We start from the raw sequence: 17,527 nt of genomic DNA, 5'->3' as shown, positions 1-17,527 counted from the left end.
TGCTCGCGGCGGCTAAAAACACAGAAATAAGCGGGTGATCTGAGCGTTTTTGATCGATTTGCCGCTTTTAAAATCGGCAGGGGCTGAAGTCAGCCAGAAATACACAACTACTTCAGACCATCCCTAAGCGGCGGGCAACGCCGGCAGCAATGGTAATTCTCCCTGAAATCACCCCAGGCTGAGTGAAAAATCCCGCTCCAAAGAGAGTCGCGTCGCTATTCGAAATCTGGTTGTTGCCGCTGACTGAAAGCTGACCCGAGTGTTCCACTGGAGCTGATCAATAATTAAGCAGATGGGATAGCCAAATCAGAAAATTGCCTGCGGGATGAGCATGGAAACCGTTTCAAAAGTCGGCCATAGCTAACAAGTTGCTATTGATTATTCATGCTTGGAGAACTGAGCTATCGCATTAGCTATACGACTACCGACTAAATCTAAGACACTATCAATGGTAATCGAATTAGTATCTGCTGACCTAATTTCTCTACTTAAACTAACAATGTCATGCCGTAATTGGTCTACCGACTGAGAGACTCGTACAGCTCTATTCGCCTCATCCCAAACACCATCTAAATCGAGTGCAAGGTGTATATATACCCATAATGATTCTACTTGTGCATGCCCAGACATCTCCCTTAGACGCTCAAGAACCATGCGGTAGTCCTGCTTTGATAGCTCCGCTGTACCACTCTTCAGCTCTCGAATGTGCAGCAGTGCTGCAGCAGTCAAGAAGCGATGTCGAAACATTGAGAGACATAGCCGAACATCTTTAAACCCAGCATATCGGCATAATCTCTTAAAATCCCGGGTCAAAGATTCAGTAGAAATTGCAGTTCCGTAGCTCCCCGGCTCAACACTTAAGAAGACGCTTGTTGACTCAGTGACGTTCCAATCTTTTCTGGAAATACAAAACTCCAGCCAGCGATTTCTATGCTCAAAATACAACAACGCCCTTGCTGCCAGCTTTTTTGAAACGGGGTACCGCCTCAAACACCCACGCATCTTGCGGCGCTTGTATGTCGGCAAAATTAAAGCAGGTTCAGGAGACAATAACGACAACATGTTGTCTTGCAACGGAAGGTCTCTCAACTCAGAAGGACGCAGACAAACGTACTTAAACATTAACAGCATAAAATCACGGCGCGCAGTTATATACTCTCTATACTCCTTCATAAGCACAATGTCATTCGAGAAGCGCCTTAAGAACTCGCTCGTATATGATTCTAAGTCATATAGATCATCAACAGCCTGCTCAATCTTATCGATGTAATAGTAATCAATGGGTAATTTTAATGCCGCACCAACAGAAGGAAGCGTGTATCTGTGATGGAAATAATATCGACCACTACGAGAGTTAAATTTTCTTTCAACAACAACAGAAGCGCCACTCGCACGATCACCAATAACCGGAATCTCGCCTGAGTAAATGTTATTCTGAAACCAAAACAAAAACTCAAAAACAGACTGCATTATTGCGTTAACAGTATTATTATTGCGAACGCGCGTGGACTCCTCACCCTCCTCCCCTTGGCTAAGAAATTTAATCATCATCTGAACATCATTATCAGAAAACTCATTGAACTGGATAGGACTACCAGATCGCGCCGAAGCACAATATCGAATTAAATGAGTCAATTTTGAAGCCGTAGTTAACGCGGTATCCCCTGTCCATGACCAGCTTTTATCAACAAGGTACATGTTAACCGCCAAACACGGTTTACCACTTGGCCACCGAACAAAAGCAGCGACAGGAATTACTTGATAAATAACTTTAGATGAATTTGACCTACCGCCAAAATAGACAGCACTATCCGGCAGGCGGATGTCTTTGACACGGCTATACAAGCCGTTGCTTTTCATTAAAATCTTCCACTTTTGAAGTGCGCTGCATGTCTACCTCTGAAAACAAATCATCATACAAAACGTTCTGATCGCGCAGAATATTTATCAATCTAGTTCGCATCTCAGCCGGATCCAAATCAACCTTAGACAACGCAGCAATTGTCTGCAGCATGTGATAGTACGCTTTACTCAATCTCAATGAGTGAGCCTCGCTAGCAGACAACAGCTCACGTAGTTGCAAGCGCACCTGTTCAGATCGTTGAAGTAGTGCGGCTTTCGAGCGAGCCTTGGTGGTAACAACTTTCAATGAGCATACTTGCTGTCGGAGATGATCCAGAAATTGCCTACCCGACCCACTGAAGCCATTGAGAAGGCTTGGATTTTCCTTACAAGCAAAATCAGAGAACTTATACATGCTATTCCGAGAGACAGGAGTAATTCCCAGCGCTGGAATATCCAAATCTGCCAACGCAGCTTGGGATTTACAAGCATTCATTACTCGTTGATCCGTAATGGCGGCTTCGCTCAAATAGTATTTCAAGACGGAAAATCTTGCGAGCACACTCGCCAAACAGGCACTTGTAGAATGACGACGCTTTACTTGCTGCGAAACCATTCTAAGCCTCCCGATTCCCTTGCTTAATAGCAATACAGTATTTAATTTCCCCACCACCTCCAACAATGCTATACGGTTCCAGATGATACTTATGCTGAAACAAAACCTTTACAAGCTCATGCCACTGACGCTCAGGAACAACGTTCAAGCTTACGACATTAAAGTGCAATAAAACTTCCCGATACAAGCTGCTCAATCCAAGCACTTCATTATCAGACAAACCGACACCATCGTCGAATTGCGCAAGTTGATCGATAACACATTCCGCCTCAAGTATTCCAACCCCGCCCGGAAACTCCCGCTCTATATATGCATATATATGTTGAGCATCAACGTGACCAGCCATCCACCTAGCCGCGTCTAGTACGTCATACCTTCCGCTCCAAAAGAGCATCAAGAGAAACCATTTACGCATCTCGTGGACGCGTATGTACCAGCGTCGCCCCAACTCATCTACGGGCAAATTTACATAATCACAAAAACGATCAATATAGTCATTTAAAGAACCGCGCCCCATTACTTTAGGAACATTCCAATCAGCAGGATTTGTTAAATAAAACAATTTACTCATGCGATATTGATCATCTTCCCCAAGAATTTTCCATAGTCCGGAACTTAGATCCTGCATCTGGCGAACAGCCTTTGCGACTACTGCTGGAACGGGCCGACCTCCAGAGTATTCCGTCTGTTCTCCCAACGTATGTTTTGCAATTTTTGAGTTAATCCAGAAACCATACTCAGAGCTTCCGAGAATGCAGTTGTACGGCAAATCAGACAGCTCTACATCTCTGAATGGCTTCATAAGTGACAAAAGTACGACAACCGCACCAACATGTATTTCCAACATCCCATGAAGAGTTGGTGATGCTCGCAGCATATCAAAGCTCTTAATTCTTTTTGCAACGCCAAATTTTTTTATACTAAACCCGGCATTCCTTAATGAATCGGGGCATGGTATTTCCCGAAATATTCGATTCATATGAAACGGGTTATTAACCTGCCCCCATACCTTAGTTCCTTTTTCAAAGTCGTTTTTGCACCTTGAAAAAACTTCTAGATAAAACCCAACTAGGTCGTCGCCGTACTTAACAACCCAGCGCAGACTTTCGTTCAGGTAGCCCATCAATGTATTAATAGGAACAAATCGCGTTCGCCCATGCTTGGCAACACTAGCTTCCTGATTGAAAACAGCCAAACACGACTCCAACCCGTTCCAATGTGGAATTTCATCGGGAAGGTAGGCGCGAAATTTTGCGATAATATTAAACTTATTAACCTCACTTCTAATCGACTTAAGGCTATTACCTTGCGAAATAACTTCATCTATAGTAGAAGTCCTGTGACTAGGAAACTCTGTTCTTATACTATGACTTACAAATAGCGGATGAAACGGCGTTTTTCCTTCAAATTGACGCATTGCAGCATTGAAACGGTCATGGATACGCGCCGAACTTGCAGAACAAAATAAAAACCTCTCGATTACATGGTTAGCAACACGCGACTCATTCTCCATCTCATGTGCTCGCACGGATCTTCTTTGGTAGCCGTTATTTGATTCAAGCCAACGAATAGCAATGTGCAGCTTTTCTTGGGGCCATTTGAATGGCGCAACCATTAGCTCTGGGGGACAGGGTGAGGCAAACACCTCATGATGCAGTTCCGCCATAAATCGCTCAGTTATACGATGAGCTCCACACCAACCACCACAGGCCATTAAATTAGTAAGCTTTGATATGCCGCCTTGGTCAAACAACAAGAGCCCATGCTTCTCTGGAAAAAAATATTCTTCTTCCAAAACCAGCCAATAGCAAATTCTTAATAGGAAACCATTGAAATCATGCCAAACACGGATAGCAGGTGGCTTGCTAAAGCCGTAACCCTGGCGATAAAGGAAACTGATTTTTTTGCACGAACTTAAGAGGCGTGAGTACTTGGTATCTGTGAGATAGCACCCATTCGGAAGCCTGACACTCCAATGGACGTTAACACTTCCCAAAAATCCACCTTCGCTAGTAGCGCGTGTTTTCTCTCCGTTGGTGGTAATCCAAATATCGGATTCCCAATCTGAAAGAAGCCAGGGTGCTGTCCATCGCCCTTGATAAATTCCTCCTCTCGCTGACACCGAGTCGAGCATTGAAACCAAAGAGTCATCTGGATTCGTCGTTGCTAGTCGATAGCCAAGCTTCCAATGATCTTTGCCAAGAGAGTTTCCCATTCTTAAGCCTCCCAGAGGTTTTCACAGCGTAGCGACGATAGCTTCTGTAATAGCTCTGGAACTAAGCACTCAGCACGCCTGAAGCTTTCTTTGAGTCTTCGCAGATCAATCACATCTTTAAGTTGATTTCCAACATCATCCGAAGTGACTATTGCTTGTAGCATTCTCGTTAAATGGATAAGGGTATTCGCTGATAATCCAGTCCCCTCCGGCTCCGCCGACCTAGCCCTGTCACTCAAGTTAGTTGTTGCCCACTGTTGGTGAGCGATCAGAAGCGCAATACTTTGATCGGAAAGCCGAAGATGCAATATATCACCAACCTCTGAGCTTCCTTTAGAGCCATTGCTATCACTCGCAAAAGCTGTATGAAGCAAATTGGACAGGGGGGACCGCCCCTTCGGGAAAAATCTAAGCGCATTTGCAATAAGCTCATTAAGCTCATAAAGTGAGCTACAATCGGAAACCTCTAAGAGATAGTCCTCTTTGCACGCAGCAATAAGAAGAAGCGAATTCTGAAAAATTCGAACTATTCGCTCACTCCAAGCATGCAGAACAACTTCAGGAATGTAATGACTAATTACCACTCTATAACTATTCCCGAGCTTTCGCTGGACATTTCGTATTGAGCCTTTATCAAACCACTCCAATACCCCCTGAGTGCATCGAATTCGTTTAAAATCTAGATTTCCTTTCATCAATCCACCGGCTTCTAAAGCCGGATAAAGTGTCGAAAGCGTCACACCACTCTTTCTATGCAAATTAAGCGCAAAAATATTTGGGGGATGCCCCAAATGCGGCCCTGCTTTTCCTGACCTGGTTAATCCCAAGAAGAGAAACTTATGCAACTTACTCCCTGCACGCTTAAGTAGTTCTCGCACTGGCGCCGTACACCTCACAAGGTGGGTTATTACTCGTCTAGCGCGATGCGTTAGTATGGCGTACTTTTTTTCCCGCGCTCTTTTCTTTTCTACTACAAATATCTGACTTACTTCATCATCATCGCCTCCTATCGAAAAGTAATATTCGCCTTCTGATATTGATAGTTCAGCAGATGCGAGAGCTTCCGGCGTGAAATTTGGATGTTCTTGCAGTAATATCGCAACGGCGACGGCCATATCGGTGACGGTGAGCACACCAAGGAACCGTGCATACAGTTGATATGGTTTCAGAAGGGCCAGCTGCGCTTTATCGAGAGAGCACCATTCATTTAAGCCTTGCAAAGGTGTCTGCGAAGACTCTGTGATAAATCTTGCATTCAGTGCTGGGTGTTGGCAGATTACACTAGTACTAATACAATAAATATCGTCACTTCGAGATATGGCATTTCTCATAATCTGAAGCGCCCATATATGCCCCTCAGGATTCATAGGAGAACCCAGTTTCAAGTTTATTTCGTTTGTACCACACCACCCGTCACCACGATCATAGATATGTGTATAGCTCCATACTCCCGATTCCACTCTCCGTTTCCATTCAGCTTCATTTACCCTCATCAAGGCCCCGGCCCTGTAGTCTTTTACGAGCCGGAGCCAATAATCATCCAATACTGAACTAAGAAGACTGTTTCTACTCCGCAGTGTACGTTCAATATTATCTAGATAATCCGCATCAGACTTCCAAAATATTGGTCCAGCCAAGGTTCGGTCAGTAGCCTGGTCAAATTTCTCATCTTTAGCCTGAATACTGCCTCCCAAAACTCTACTGCTGCCTGGTTTCCCACCAGTTACTTTTTCTTCAGGCAAATCCATTAGAGGAATATCAATATCTCTATGTATTATTCCTTCAGCCTGCATCCTGAGGAGGTATCTTCTAATGTTTTTCCGCCATAGCTTACAGCGAGTTTTTAGAGTTGCCGTTGATCTAGGATTACTTACAAACCAAAGTCCAAATTGATTAATAAAATGTAAACCACTCGCAAAATCGCGCGGAATACAAAATCTTTCGCTATCGTTTTCAATTAAGTTGTGATACCAAACGGTAAACTCACCGAAACGACTCAGCACTGCATTCAAAAATGTGAGTTGCGTTTTAGGACTTCTGCCCGCTAGATAGACAACGGTCAATGCGATGATTTGCCCTAGGTCGTTACGTTCGATTATGGAAAGCGGATCTAGCTTCACTACTCGCGGTTTCACTCTGCGGGGACTATCGACGTACGCAGTGACTTTGCCGATCCCTATCTCTATCCGCATTCCTAACCCCTCCCTGATCGTGAACATGCGACGAATCGCACCCATGTTCACAACAACACAGGTGCCAGCCGTGCATCCTAGGAAACACAGGGGCTTTATGACGCAAGCCCGATGCACAATGAGTGTAGGTGAAGAAAATGTTGGCGAAGTGAATGGTGACCGTAACAACTTCAGTTTTGGCTGGCTGCCGGTGCAAAGCGGGCAGTACGGCTCATGCCTGACCCAGGTGGACTTCAAGGCGAAGAAAGTCATGCCGCGCCCGTCCATTCGCGGGATGATCGCACGCACGTATTTTTATATGAGCAAGCAGTATGGCCTGCGCCTGTCGAAGCAGGACCGGCAATTGTATGAAGCCTGGAACAAGACCTATCCGGCGCAAACCTGGGAGCGCCAGCGCAACCAGACAGTGGCGTGCGTGATGGGACGTGGTAATGAATTCGTCGGCCCGGTCAACCTCAAGGCCTGCGGCTGACTGTGGGCGGGGTGCCCGCCCACTTCACCTGCTACTGCGCAGCCTGGTGTTCGATAATCTCCGACACGGTGTCGTTTTTCTTGGCCCGCGCCATTTTTTCGTTTAGCAGCGCCTGCTTGGCTTCGGCCTCGGCTTTGGTCGCGAACGGCCCCAATAGCACCTCATCCTTGCCGTCGACTTTCACAATGTAGAAATTGAACCCGTGCTCCAGCAACCAGGCGGCCAGGTCGGTGATCGCCTGCAGCTTATGGTCCGGCGGGCCGACCCGTATATCCCATTCCTGAGCGGCAATCGCACCGGTTTGCGGCAGGCTTTCGGTCACGGCAGGCTTGGCCTTGGGGGCGTCGACCGACTTACCTTCACCGCATCCGGCCAACGCCAACACCACAATTGCCATCGCTACTTTACGCACTGCCCTGCTCCTTTGAGGATCAAAGAGGCAACTTTACCATTCACTGTCTATTCTGGCCGTCATAAACGTTGGCTTAAACAATGCGAATCATGTATCGCGACCTGTATGATACCGCCATGGGAATTAATGTCGCCTCTATGCGTCCTAGAAAGAGGCAGTCACAGGGAAGCGCTTCGCAGTAAGCTACACACATCCGACACCTACCCTGTCTGAAACATGTGTCCTTAAAAGTAATTCAAGGAGAAGTCCATGCTTATACTCACCCGCAAAGTCGGTGAAAGCATAAACATCGGTGATGACATTACGATCACCATCCTGGGCGTTAGCGGCCAGCAAGTACGAATCGGCATCAACGCACCTAAGGATGTTGCCGTGCATCGCGAGGAGATTTACCAGCGTATCCAGGCCGGCCTGACTGCACCTGACAAAAACCAGACGCCTTGAAACGCCTCCAGTAGCCAGCCTTTTCGTTCACTGTAACGGCTGGCGAAAACCCAATTGGCCTGTTCGCGCTTCCCGGGTGACCAGCGCACGTTGAGCCCTTCCTTCGCTGCAAGATGAAACTGTCAGGGCATCCGGAACTTGTCGCGCTATTGGCAGCCCAACTTCTGACACTTTATCCTGCCGTCCGAGTGCATTTCGGGAACACGTCGATGAGGCCAGCCGCGTCGCAACCGCTTGTTTCAAGATCCTGGATGATCGCCCTTCTGATAGGGCTGGTCTTCGTGGCACTCGGGTGCTGCTTGAGAATGGAAGTGGAAGGGGCCGATCCCGACACCCATTCCTGGTTGGATCTTGCGCTTCTGCTCTGTGGCTACCTGCTTGCGTTCTGCCTCAAGCCCATCCAGAAGGTGATCTTGCGCAAGCTGCGTCAGCGCGCCGCTCATCGCACCCATGGAAAAACCGCACGTTGAGGGCGTTTACCTGTTATCGGATCGCCGGTATTTACAGCGCCGCCGCACCACCTATCATTGGGCTTGCGCAGTCAGTCAAAGGTGCAGATACAGATGGATACCCTCAGTAAAGCCCAGATCGAGTCAGCACTGGCAGCGCGCCTGCCCAGCTATACCGTTGAGTGCACGCTGCATGCCGACGGTACTCTCTCAGCCGTTCTCAGCGGCCCGGGAACCGATCACTTCGCGATTACCGGCATCGTGCGCGCGCATTATCACGGTACAGAAGCCATCAACCGGCTCGCCACCGAGATACTCAGGGAAATGGTGGTGTCGCGCCAGGGGATGAAAAACAGCCGACTGCAGGCACTGTCCGATCCCATCGACTGCATGGAAGGCCGAGACCGGTAACGGGCTCGGCCTTCCACGTATCATGGCGCCAACGAACTTAAGGACAGCAAGCCATCAGCCCCACGCTCGGCTTTCAACGCACCGTATTGCTCGATGCAAGCATGGGCGGTCACCATCGGCGTCAAGTGTGTCGAGGTCACCACCATGATATCCGCCCCCGCCGCTTCCCCAGCCTGAATACCCACTGTGGCGTCCTCGAACACCAGGCAGTCCTGCATCGGCACGCCCAGGCGCCGAGCACCCAGCACATAACAGGCCGGATCGGGCTTGCCCGTCTTCACATCTTCGGCTGTCACCAGTACCGCCGGCACGGGGATGCCCGCTGCTTGCAGCCGGCGCACGGCCAATGCCTTTGGCGCTGAGGTGACCAACGCCCATTGATCGACGGGCAGGCTCGCCAAAAACGCCACCGCGCCGGGAATCGCCACGATGCCTTCGACATCGTCCAGCTCAGCCTCGGTGATCCATTGGGCTTCTATCTGTGGATCGACGCCCGGCAATGCCTGGCGGGTGATCGTATCAATCGCGCGGGCGCCATGAATGGTGTGCAGAAACGCTTCCACATCCAAGCCATGCCGTGCAGCCCAGATGCCCCAGACGCGCTCCGCAGCGGCAATGGAGTTGAGCAGGGTCCCGTCCATATCGAACAGAAAGGCGCGGTAACGCCGGGTAAATACATTTGGAGTTGGGCTGGACATTGCGCGGCTTCCTCATGGGCTGGGCCCTGCAATCTACGGATCACCTCGACGCTTGTAAACGCCGAGTCCTGGCCCGTCACCTCCAAGTAAAAAATGACGAACTTGTCATGATCCTGTTGGTTGGCTGTTGGGGTCGCCTGGTTACCGTGAGCTCACTACCCACCCGGAACGTGAGACACCACCATGAAACTGATTGCCCTGGGCTTCGCCGCTTTGCTCGCCACTGGCTCGGCATTCGCTGCCGATACCGCCCCCGCTACCAACGTGATCCACGACAAAACCGGCTTCTTCGTGCACCTGGATGTCGCCAGGGTGCTGTCGAGCACCGACACCTACGGCCAATGCGGGGTTGTGCCGGCGCAACTGCGCTATCTGGACCACCAAGACCGCGAACATGTGCTGGATTACCAAGTCCAGGGCACCGGTTGCGCCAATGACAATTGATCGGGCTACACTGGCGCAACTTATTGAAGCAGAGCACCTTCCATGAACATCCTCGTAGTCGAAGACGAACCCAAGGCCGGTAATTATCTGCTCAATGGGCTGCAGGAGCTGGGGCATTGCGTAAGCCTGGCCCGCGATGGGGTGGACGGCTTGCACCAGGCCCTTGAAACGCCCTTCGACGTGATCGTACTGGACGTGATGATGCCGAAAATGGATGGCTGGGAAGTGCTGCGCCGACTGCGCAAAGAAGCCGATACGCCAGTGCTATTCCTCACCGCCCGCGATGACATCGCCGACCGCATCAAAGGCCTTGAGCTGGGTGCCGATGACTACCTGATCAAGCCCTTTTCGTTCGCCGAACTGGTGGCGCGCCTGCGTACCCTCAATCGTCGTGGCCCGAGCCGGGATGAAGAACAACTGCAAATCGCCGACCTGCACATTGACGTACTCAAACGTCGGGTGACCCGCGCCGGCACGCGCATTACCCTGACCAACAAAGAGTTCGCCCTGCTGCATCTGTTCGCGACGCACCAGGACCAGGTACTGTCCCGCTCGCTGATTGCTTCGCGGGTGTGGGACATGAACTTCGACAGCGACACCAATGTGGTGGATGTCGCCGTGCGCCGCCTGCGCCTGAAAATCGACGACCCGTTCCAGCTCAAGCTGATCCACAGCGTGCGGGGCATTGGCTACCGCTTCGATACCCAGCCATGAACCGTCAACACCCTTACTCCCTGACCCTGCGCCTGGCGTTGATCTTCGCCCTGCTCGCCTTCGCCTTGCTGGCCACCCTGGGCGTGGCGCTGTACCGGGAACTAGAGCGCGAACTGATCCGCCGCGATGACGCCGCGCTGATATCCCGGGTGGACCAGTTACGCAACCTGCTCAACGACAGCAATACCCTGGACCTGATCAAGACCAAGCCAGAGCTGTTCCAGAACATGTTGGGCAACCGCGAATCCGTGCTGAGCATTGCCGCCCCCGACAAACAGCCACTGCTGCTGGTAAACCCGGGGAATATTGAGTTGCCGTCGATCCAGCCGCTGCCCAAGGATCACAAACTCATGTTGAGCGACGTGCAACATTTGCCAGGCCTGAACGGTATTCCCTTCTCGCTGGTGGCCGTGGCTATCGACTCCGGCGACCTGGGCAGCCTGCAAATCACCAGCGGCCGCCTGATGACCGAGCGCACCGCGGTGCTCACCAGTTATCGACTCAGCGTATACATCCTGGCGAGTATCGCCGCGATCATCCTGGCGCTGGTGGGTTACCTGCTGGTTCATCGCGGCTTGCTGCCATTGCGCCGCCTGGCCCGGCATGCCCAAGGGATCGGCGTCAGCAACCTGGCCGAACGGCTCGACAGCCACGGCACACCGAAAGAATTGCTGCCCATGATCGACTCGTTCAACACCATGCTTGAACGCCTGGCCAAAGGCTTTGTACAACTGGGCCAAGTGTCCACCGACATGGCCCATGAACTGCGCACCCCGATCAACAACCTGCTCGGCGAAACCCAGGTTGCCCTGCAGCAGCAGCGCAGCATCGAGAGCTACCAGCAACTGCTGGCCTCCAATGTCGAAGAGCTGGAACGCCTGGCGCGAATGCTCGACAACATGCTGTTCCTGGCCCGCACCGACCCCGCCAGCGCACTGCGCCAACGCCAGGCGCTGGACGCAGCGGATGAAGTGGAACGCATCGCGGATTACTTCGAGGGGCTGGCCGGTGATGTGGACATGCACATCACCGCCTTGGGCGAAGGGGTGATCTGGGCTGAGCCGATGTTGCTGCGCCGTGCCTTGGCCAACCTGTGCGCCAACGCCATCAAATATGGCGCGCCGGGCTCGGAACTGAGTATCCAGGCAGTGCCGGATGGCGCGGGCATCAACCTGAGGGTCAGTAACCACGGCCAGACGATCCCGGCCGAGCACCTGCCGCGGCTGTTCGAACGGTTCTACCGGGTGGATGAATCCCGCGAGCGGTCAGCCCAGTCCAACGGCCTGGGACTCTCGATCGTGGCGGCCATCATGCAGCTGCATAACGGGCGGTACCGTGTAAGCAGTGAAGATGGCGTGACCTGTTTTGAGTTGTTTTTCCCCGGCCGTGAAGCCTGAGGGCGCTGCGACTCAATCAAACGCGCCGTTCAGAACTTCGTAGATGATACCAGTCGCGATGGCCACCAATATCAAGTCGGTCCCCGCTTGCTGCCACTCGTAACCGTCGTAGCGAGGCAACTGCCCCAGCAAGCGGCCGTCCAGCTTCTTGGCAATACCGGGCGGCAGGGGCTTGCCGCGTGCCAGGTTTTTCTGAATGCCAGGCGGCAAGGCTGGCCCTGGGCGCCAATAATCGCGGTGACCGCCCAGCACGTTCAGTACAAGACCGCGATCAACGCTGAAGTCATTCCTGGAGGGCCCGCCATTGTCCTTGCCCTTACCGTGCCCACCCTGGGCATTACCTTTGTTATTACCGTGACCTTTGCCGTTGTCCTGCCCACCATAGGCATCACCCTTGCTATTGCCTTGGCCTTTGCCCTGCCCACCGTAGACATCACCTTTATTGTTACCCTGGCCTTTGCCATTGCCTGGATCTGCAAGGGCAAGGCCACTGGTCACGGACAGTGCAAGGGACAACGCAACCGACACGAACTTCGTACGCTTTAACATGGCGACTTCCCAACGCAAATATGTGCTTGAACTGTAGTTGAAATCGCAACACAGCGTACACAGACAACAGCGTCTGCCGTCAGCTCACCTGACCACCACTCAAGGCGATATCTACCTGGGTTTGCCAGGCTGCCAATGCCGCCACACGCAACCCCTCGACTATTGTCGATAGCGACATCGAATGCTCGCCCGCGTCAGGCAAACCAGGTACGTGAATAAACCCACTGCGCACCCCAGTCCCCACCAAGGCATGCTGCAAACGATAAAACACCTGATTACACACAAACGTCCCCGCCGTCTGCGATACCGAGGCCGCAATGCCCGCCTCACGCACCGCCTTGACCATGCCCTTGATCGGCAACGTCGAGAAGTACGCCGCCGGGCCGCCATCCACTACCGCAATATCAATCGGCTGCGCCCCCAGATTGTCGGGAATACGCGCATCGTTAACGTTGATCGCAACGCGCTCGACGGAAATATCACTGCGCCCAGGCCCCAGGCCCGTGGCGATGACCATTGCCGGCCGCAGTTCGTTGATCAACTGGAGCAAGGTTTCGGCAGCGGTGGCAAATGCGCAGGGCAAGCAACGCGAAACCATTTGCACCCCCTCGCACAGCTGCACACCGTCCAACTGGCGCACGGCCTCCCAAGAGGGGTTTACCGCCGCCTTATCAAAGGGCTCGAAGCCCGTCAGCAATACGTTTTGCACAGTGGCCTCACATCAACAGATAGAGCAGCACGATATTGACCACCAGCATCATCAGCGCCGTGGGTAGTTGGGCTTTGATCACCGCATTTTTATCCGGCAGCTCCAGTAGCGCCGCCGGTACGATATTGAAGTTGGCCGCCATCGGCGTCATCAACGTACCGCAATAGCCAGAGAACATACCAATCGCCGCCATCACCGCCGGATTGCCGCCGTAAATCCCCACCAGCACCGGCACGCCGACGCCACCGGTCATCACCGGAAAGGCCGCAAAACCATTGCCCATGATCACGGTAAACAAGGCCATGCCCAACACATAGACCATCACCGCCACCAACTTGTAGTCCAGGTTGATGTAGGTGGTGGTGACATGAGCGACCGCCGTGCCCACCCCGGCCTCATTGAACAACAGCCCGAGCATCGCCAGCATTTGCGGAAGCACCATGGCCCAGCCCAGGGCTTCGGTCAGGCGACGGGATTCGCGTAACGCTTGTACCGGCGTATCCCGGGTCAGCCAGCAGGCCAGGCCAAGGGCGATCAGGCAACCGATGCCGAGGGAGACAAAGGTGGTGTTCTTCGGGTCCAGCAGCGGTACACCACCGATTTCGGTGTGTTTGAGCAACACTGAGCCAATCACCGTGGTCAGCGGAATCGCCAACGCCGGGATGAACAGTTTGTGGCCCAGGCGCCCGGCACTGGCGCGGGACGCCTTGTCGTGCAATTCGGCATGCTGGCCACGACCAACGCCGCCCAAGCCAGCAATCAATGCCATCACCACCACACCCACTCCGATGACCACCGAAGGCAGGCGCTCGCCTATAAGGAACGGTACGGCGAACAACAACCAGAACAGCGCACTGGACCAGCGCTTGGGGTGGGAACGGTCGAGCAGGATCATGCCGGCGGTGATCAGCAACAGCACGCCCGCCAGCCAGTACAGGTATTGAATGGAAATAATCATTGAGCAGCCTCCACCGGAGCGGTGGCCGAGCTCATTTCGCGGGTCAAGCGCCGGTCGAAACGATGCAACCGGATAGCGTGAATGATGAAGGCGCAGATCGCCGTCGGGATGCCCCACACCGCAATGTGCAGCGGCTCCACATCAATCCCCGAGCCAAGCAGGAATGTGTGCATCAACGCAATCGCACCAAAGGCCACGAAGATGTCCTCACCAAAGAACAACCCGACGTTGTCGGTGGCAGCGCACATGGCCAGTACCTTGTGGCGCAGCTTATCCGGCAACTTGCCATAGCGTTTTTCCGCTGCGCCCTCGGCCATCGGCGCCAGCAGCGGCCGCACCATCTGCGGATGCCCACCCAGGCTGGTCAACCCCATGGCCGCCGTGGACTCACGCACAAACAGATAAATGATCAGCAAGCGCCCGACCGTGGCGCGTTCGAAGCGTGCAATCCAGTTCTGCGCATGCAGGCGCAGGCCATGGCGTTCCAGCAGGCCAATCACCGCCAGCGGCAATAACAGAATCAGTTGCAAGGCACGGGTCTGAAGGAAGCCATCACCCATGGTGGCAAGAATTTTTTCCAGGGGGAACTGGGCGGCAAGCCCGGTGGCGATGGCGGCCGCGGAGACCACCAACAGCGGATTGAAGCGCAATACAAAGCCGACCACGATGACAAGTACGCCGATCAACGGCCATAAGTTCACAACAGTTTGCATGGCGGGGAGGTCCTTTAGTGCGCGCTGCGGCGCCATCACAGCAGGATGTGGGCAAAGGGCTCACAGCTTGAAAGTGGCGTGCAGTCGGCTCGGTTTTTTATTGTTGACCTGGAAGGTCGAGCGTCAGTGGCGGCAACTTTGCTGCCTGGGGCCGGGGGTGTCCAACAAGAAAAATTGTTGCTGCAAACCAATAATTTTTGTGGGGGGATGGCTTCGGGCGGTACGGTGCCATGCAGAGATTCAGCGCAGTTTTTTTGGAAAAATCGCGAGGATGAACGCGCTATGGCGTCGGCAGGGAAAATTCCTGATCAGCGCCTATACTCCACGGTGCAGCTGTGTGTACTTGGAGTTCATTCACGGCGTCGTGCCGACAATGAGGGGTTCCCGCTATGTATGCCGGACAAATGAGTAATATGGCGACCACGCTTGGCGAAATACGCTGCCAGCTGTTCGCCCAGGTAATTTGCCTGCTGGCGGTGGCGACGCTGTTCGCCTGATTGGACATAAAGCCCTGAAAGACGCCGCCCGGCGTCTCGACTTTCCTTTGCCCAAATTTCAGGCAACAAAAAAGGGCCCACCTTTCGGTGAGCCCTTCTAGACCGCCCAGCAGAGCGGATTTTGTTTGGTAGGCGCGATTGGACTCGAACCAACGACCCCCACCATGTCAAGGTGGTGCTCTAACCAACTGAGCTACGTGCCTGCTGTGAGGCGGCATTCTACGGAATTCCGAAGGGGTGTCAACATCTTTTTTGCAGCTAACCCTATGAATATGCGAATTTTTTATTTGCGCCGGGTACACCCGCGATTTTCGGGTGGCTGGCAGGCGATTTTCAACTCAGGTAGGATCGGCGCACTCGTAAAAAATATAAAACAGAGGTTCCAGGATGGCGAACACCCCCTACCCCCAGTCGTATTACGCCGCTTCCGCGAATGCAGTTCCGCCCCGTCCTGTGTTGCAAGGTGAAGTCGAGACCGATGTGTGCGTGATCGGGGCCGGCTATACCGGGCTTTCCAGTGCGCTGTTTTTGCTGGAGAACGGCTTTCGCGTCACGGTGCTGGAAGCCGCCAAGGTGGGTTTTGGTGCTTCGGGTCGCAACGGTGGGCAGATCGTCAACAGCTACAGCCGCGATATCGACGTGATCGAGCGCAGCGTCGGGCCTCACCAGGCGCAGTTGTTGGGGCAGATGGCCTTTGAAGGCGGCAGGATCATCCGTGAGCGCGTGGCCAAGTATCAGATCCAGTGCGATTTGAAGGACGGTGGCGTGTTCGCCGCCCTCAACAGCAAGCACATGGGCCACCTGGAGTCGCAAAAGCGCCTGTGGGAGCGCTACGGCCATACGCAACTGGAGTTGCTGGACGAGCGCCGCATCCGCGAGGTGGTGGCCTGTGACAACTATGTGGGGGGTTTGCTGGACATGAGCGGTGGCCATATCCACCCGCTCAACCTGGCGCTCGGTGAAGCCGCGGCTGTGGAATCCCTGGGCGGCACGATCTATGAGCAATCGGCAGCGGTGCGCATTGAGCGCGGTGCCAATCCGGTGGTACACACCGCCGAAGGCAGGGTCAGGGCCAAATTCATTATCGTCGCGGGGAACGCTTACCTGGGCAATCTGGTGCCGGAGCTAGCGGCCAAGTCGATGCCGTGCGGCACCCAAGTGATCACCACGGCGCCACTGGGCGATGAAGTAGCCAAGACTTTATTGCCACAGGATTACTGTGTCGAGGACTGCAACTACCTGCTCGACTACTACCGCCTCACCAGCGACAAGCGCCTGATCTTCGGCGGCGGCGTGGTCTATGGCGCGCGGGACCCGGCGAATATCGAAGCGATCATCCGACCGAAAATGCTCAAGGCCTTTCCGCAACTGAAGAACGTGAAGATCGACTACGCCTGGACCGGCAATTTCCTCCTCACCCTGTCGCGTTTGCCGCAGGTCGGCCGCCTGGGTGACAACATCTATTACTCCCAGGGCTGTAGCGGTCATGGCGTGACGTACACGCACTTGGCAGGCAAAGTACTGGCGGAGGCCTTGCGAGGTCAGGCTGAGCGTTTTGATGCGTTTGCGGGCTTGCCGCATTACCCGTTCCCGGGTGGGCAAATGTTGCGCACGCCGTTTGCGGCGCTGGGAGCTTGGTACTACGGATTGCGCGATAAATTCGGCATGTAAACACAGGCAACCTGTGGCGAGGGAGCTTGCTCCCGCTGGAGTGCGTAGCGCTCCCAGGCTTTTGGGGCCGCTTCGCAGCCCAGCGGGAGGCGGCTCCGCCGCCGCACGGGGGGAGCTGTGGCAG

17 protein-coding genes, 1 tRNA gene and 1 pseudogene are annotated in these 17,527 nt (G+C 53.5%); 8 read left to right on the top strand and 11 right to left on the bottom strand.

Annotated elements, in window-relative coordinates; genetic code table 11:
* Nucleotides 1-378: 378 nt before the first annotated feature.
* From GIW79_RS28110 to GIW79_RS28095, 4 genes are read right to left on the bottom strand one after another with little or no spacing between them, the layout of a single operon-like run.
* Nucleotides 379-1,860, bottom strand: a complete 1,482-nt coding sequence (locus tag GIW79_RS28110; protein WP_203482316.1) for a site-specific integrase — start codon at nt 1,858-1,860, stop codon at nt 379-381.
* A complete protein-coding gene (locus GIW79_RS28105; RefSeq protein WP_203482318.1) occupies nt 1,838-2,458 on the bottom strand; it encodes a hypothetical protein in 621 nt (206 codons plus the stop codon). Before GIW79_RS28105 ends, GIW79_RS28110 begins: the two co-directional genes overlap by 23 nt.
* Nucleotide 2,459: 1 nt before the next feature.
* Entirely contained in the window at nt 2,460-4,673 is a 2,214-nt protein-coding gene (locus GIW79_RS28100; protein WP_203482320.1) for a hypothetical protein, read from the bottom strand.
* 2 nt (nt 4,674-4,675) lie between these two features.
* Complete coding sequence (locus tag GIW79_RS28095) at nt 4,676-6,793, bottom strand: hypothetical protein (RefSeq protein ID WP_203482322.1); 2,118 nt, start codon at nt 6,791-6,793, stop codon at nt 4,676-4,678.
* Between the two features lie 208 nt (nt 6,794-7,001).
* Here GIW79_RS28095 and GIW79_RS28090 point away from each other — a divergent pair.
* Nucleotides 7,002-7,337: pseudogene (locus tag GIW79_RS28090) on the top strand (endonuclease); the annotation flags it as partial.
* Nucleotides 7,338-7,368: 31 nt separating this feature from the next.
* On the opposite strand, the gene GIW79_RS28085 reads toward GIW79_RS28090, so the two are convergent.
* A complete protein-coding gene (locus GIW79_RS28085) occupies nt 7,369-7,734 on the bottom strand; it encodes an SPOR domain-containing protein (RefSeq protein WP_236456199.1) in 366 nt (121 codons plus the stop codon).
* Nucleotides 7,735-7,998: 264 nt separating this feature from the next.
* Here GIW79_RS28085 and csrA point away from each other — a divergent pair, with 264 nt between their 5' ends.
* The 3 genes from csrA (at nt 7,999) to GIW79_RS28070 (ending at nt 9,053) form a co-directional block, all read left to right on the top strand.
* Nucleotides 7,999-8,193, top strand: coding sequence for a carbon storage regulator CsrA (gene csrA, locus GIW79_RS28080; RefSeq protein ID WP_003192511.1), 195 nt, complete (start codon nt 7,999-8,001; stop codon nt 8,191-8,193).
* 209 nt (nt 8,194-8,402) lie between these two features.
* On the top strand, nt 8,403-8,663 hold the full coding sequence (locus GIW79_RS28075; protein ID WP_057978631.1) for a hypothetical protein: 261 nt from the start codon (nt 8,403-8,405) through the stop codon (nt 8,661-8,663).
* 93 nt (nt 8,664-8,756) lie between these two features.
* Entirely contained in the window at nt 8,757-9,053 is a 297-nt protein-coding gene (locus tag GIW79_RS28070) for a hypothetical protein (protein ID WP_054898326.1), read from the top strand.
* Nucleotides 9,054-9,073: 20 nt separating this feature from the next.
* On the opposite strand, the gene GIW79_RS28065 is transcribed toward GIW79_RS28070, so the two are convergent.
* Entirely contained in the window at nt 9,074-9,751 is a 678-nt protein-coding gene (locus GIW79_RS28065) for an HAD family hydrolase (protein WP_236456177.1), read from the bottom strand.
* Between the two features lie 183 nt (nt 9,752-9,934).
* On the opposite strand from GIW79_RS28065, the gene GIW79_RS28060 reads away from it, so the two are divergent.
* From GIW79_RS28060 to GIW79_RS28050, 3 genes are read left to right on the top strand one after another with little or no spacing between them, the layout of a single operon-like run.
* On the top strand, nt 9,935-10,195 hold the full coding sequence (locus tag GIW79_RS28060; protein WP_054898328.1) for a DUF2790 domain-containing protein: 261 nt from the start codon (nt 9,935-9,937) through the stop codon (nt 10,193-10,195).
* Between the two features lie 42 nt (nt 10,196-10,237).
* Complete coding sequence (locus GIW79_RS28055; RefSeq protein WP_032896183.1) at nt 10,238-10,909, top strand: heavy metal response regulator transcription factor; 672 nt, start codon at nt 10,238-10,240, stop codon at nt 10,907-10,909.
* The gene (locus GIW79_RS28050; RefSeq protein WP_236456187.1) at nt 10,906-12,306 is read left to right on the top strand and encodes a heavy metal sensor histidine kinase; all 1,401 of its coding nucleotides are present in this window, start codon (nt 10,906-10,908) and stop codon (nt 12,304-12,306) included. The genes GIW79_RS28055 and GIW79_RS28050 overlap by 4 nt, the downstream gene beginning before the upstream one ends.
* Before the next feature lie 12 nt (nt 12,307-12,318).
* On the opposite strand, the gene GIW79_RS28045 is transcribed toward GIW79_RS28050, so the two are convergent.
* The 5 genes from GIW79_RS28045 to GIW79_RS28025 form a co-directional block, all read right to left on the bottom strand.
* Complete coding sequence (locus GIW79_RS28045) at nt 12,319-12,855, bottom strand: anti-virulence regulator CigR family protein (protein ID WP_054922402.1); 537 nt, start codon at nt 12,853-12,855, stop codon at nt 12,319-12,321.
* A gap of 79 nt (nt 12,856-12,934) precedes the next feature.
* Complete coding sequence (gene pcp / locus GIW79_RS28040; protein ID WP_054898331.1) at nt 12,935-13,564, bottom strand: pyroglutamyl-peptidase I; 630 nt, start codon at nt 13,562-13,564, stop codon at nt 12,935-12,937.
* A gap of 7 nt (nt 13,565-13,571) precedes the next feature.
* Nucleotides 13,572-14,522 (bottom strand): DUF979 domain-containing protein, encoded by a 951-nt coding sequence (locus GIW79_RS28035; RefSeq protein WP_034128251.1) that lies wholly within the window; start codon nt 14,520-14,522, stop codon nt 13,572-13,574.
* Nucleotides 14,519-15,235 carry a DUF969 domain-containing protein gene (locus GIW79_RS28030; RefSeq protein WP_236456197.1) on the bottom strand — a complete coding sequence of 239 codons (717 nt, stop codon included), beginning with the start codon at nt 15,233-15,235 and terminating at the stop codon, nt 14,519-14,521. The genes GIW79_RS28035 and GIW79_RS28030 overlap by 4 nt, the downstream gene beginning before the upstream one ends.
* 623 nt (nt 15,236-15,858) lie before the next feature.
* Nucleotides 15,859-15,935: transfer RNA gene (locus GIW79_RS28025), tRNA-Val, on the bottom strand.
* Between the two features lie 184 nt (nt 15,936-16,119).
* Between GIW79_RS28025 and GIW79_RS28020 the strand changes: the two genes are divergently transcribed.
* Nucleotides 16,120-17,403 (top strand): NAD(P)/FAD-dependent oxidoreductase, encoded by a 1,284-nt coding sequence (locus tag GIW79_RS28020; protein ID WP_054898770.1) that lies wholly within the window; start codon nt 16,120-16,122, stop codon nt 17,401-17,403.
* Nucleotides 17,404-17,527: the final 124 nt, after the last annotated feature.

Origin of the sequence: Pseudomonas sp. PA-7-1E (assembly GCF_021605325.1) — a bacterium.
In the GTDB taxonomy this organism is placed as follows: Bacteria; Pseudomonadota; Gammaproteobacteria; order Pseudomonadales; family Pseudomonadaceae; genus Aquipseudomonas; species Aquipseudomonas fluorescens_BV.
Note: the sequence above shows the minus strand (reverse complement) of the source record. Positions and strands in the feature narration are given on the sequence as shown.

What these genes read in the sequence shown, in the direction of transcription:
- GIW79_RS28030 (WP_236456197.1), bottom strand. Translation starts at nt 15,235, where the DNA reads ATGCAAACTGTTGTGAACTTATGGCCGTTGATCGGCGTACTTGTCATC.
- GIW79_RS28060 (WP_054898328.1), top strand. Translation starts at nt 9,935, where the DNA reads ATGAAACTGATTGCCCTGGGCTTCGCCGCTTTGCTCGCCACTGGCTCG.
- GIW79_RS28110 (WP_203482316.1), bottom strand. Translation starts at nt 1,860, where the DNA reads ATGAAAAGCAACGGCTTGTATAGCCGTGTCAAAGACATCCGCCTGCCG.
- GIW79_RS28065 (WP_236456177.1), bottom strand. Translation starts at nt 9,751, where the DNA reads ATGTCCAGCCCAACTCCAAATGTATTTACCCGGCGTTACCGCGCCTTT.
- GIW79_RS28085 (WP_236456199.1), bottom strand. Translation starts at nt 7,734, where the DNA reads ATGGCAATTGTGGTGTTGGCGTTGGCCGGATGCGGTGAAGGTAAGTCG.
- GIW79_RS28045 (WP_054922402.1), bottom strand. Translation starts at nt 12,855, where the DNA reads ATGTTAAAGCGTACGAAGTTCGTGTCGGTTGCGTTGTCCCTTGCACTG.
- csrA (WP_003192511.1), top strand. Translation starts at nt 7,999, where the DNA reads ATGCTTATACTCACCCGCAAAGTCGGTGAAAGCATAAACATCGGTGAT.
- GIW79_RS28070 (WP_054898326.1), top strand. Translation starts at nt 8,757, where the DNA reads ATGGATACCCTCAGTAAAGCCCAGATCGAGTCAGCACTGGCAGCGCGC.
- GIW79_RS28105 (WP_203482318.1), bottom strand. Translation starts at nt 2,458, where the DNA reads ATGGTTTCGCAGCAAGTAAAGCGTCGTCATTCTACAAGTGCCTGTTTG.
- GIW79_RS28020 (WP_054898770.1), top strand. Translation starts at nt 16,120, where the DNA reads ATGGCGAACACCCCCTACCCCCAGTCGTATTACGCCGCTTCCGCGAAT.
- GIW79_RS28035 (WP_034128251.1), bottom strand. Translation starts at nt 14,522, where the DNA reads ATGATTATTTCCATTCAATACCTGTACTGGCTGGCGGGCGTGCTGTTG.
- GIW79_RS28055 (WP_032896183.1), top strand. Translation starts at nt 10,238, where the DNA reads ATGAACATCCTCGTAGTCGAAGACGAACCCAAGGCCGGTAATTATCTG.
- GIW79_RS28050 (WP_236456187.1), top strand. Translation starts at nt 10,906, where the DNA reads ATGAACCGTCAACACCCTTACTCCCTGACCCTGCGCCTGGCGTTGATC.
- GIW79_RS28075 (WP_057978631.1), top strand. Translation starts at nt 8,403, where the DNA reads ATGAGGCCAGCCGCGTCGCAACCGCTTGTTTCAAGATCCTGGATGATC.
- GIW79_RS28100 (WP_203482320.1), bottom strand. Translation starts at nt 4,673, where the DNA reads ATGGGAAACTCTCTTGGCAAAGATCATTGGAAGCTTGGCTATCGACTA.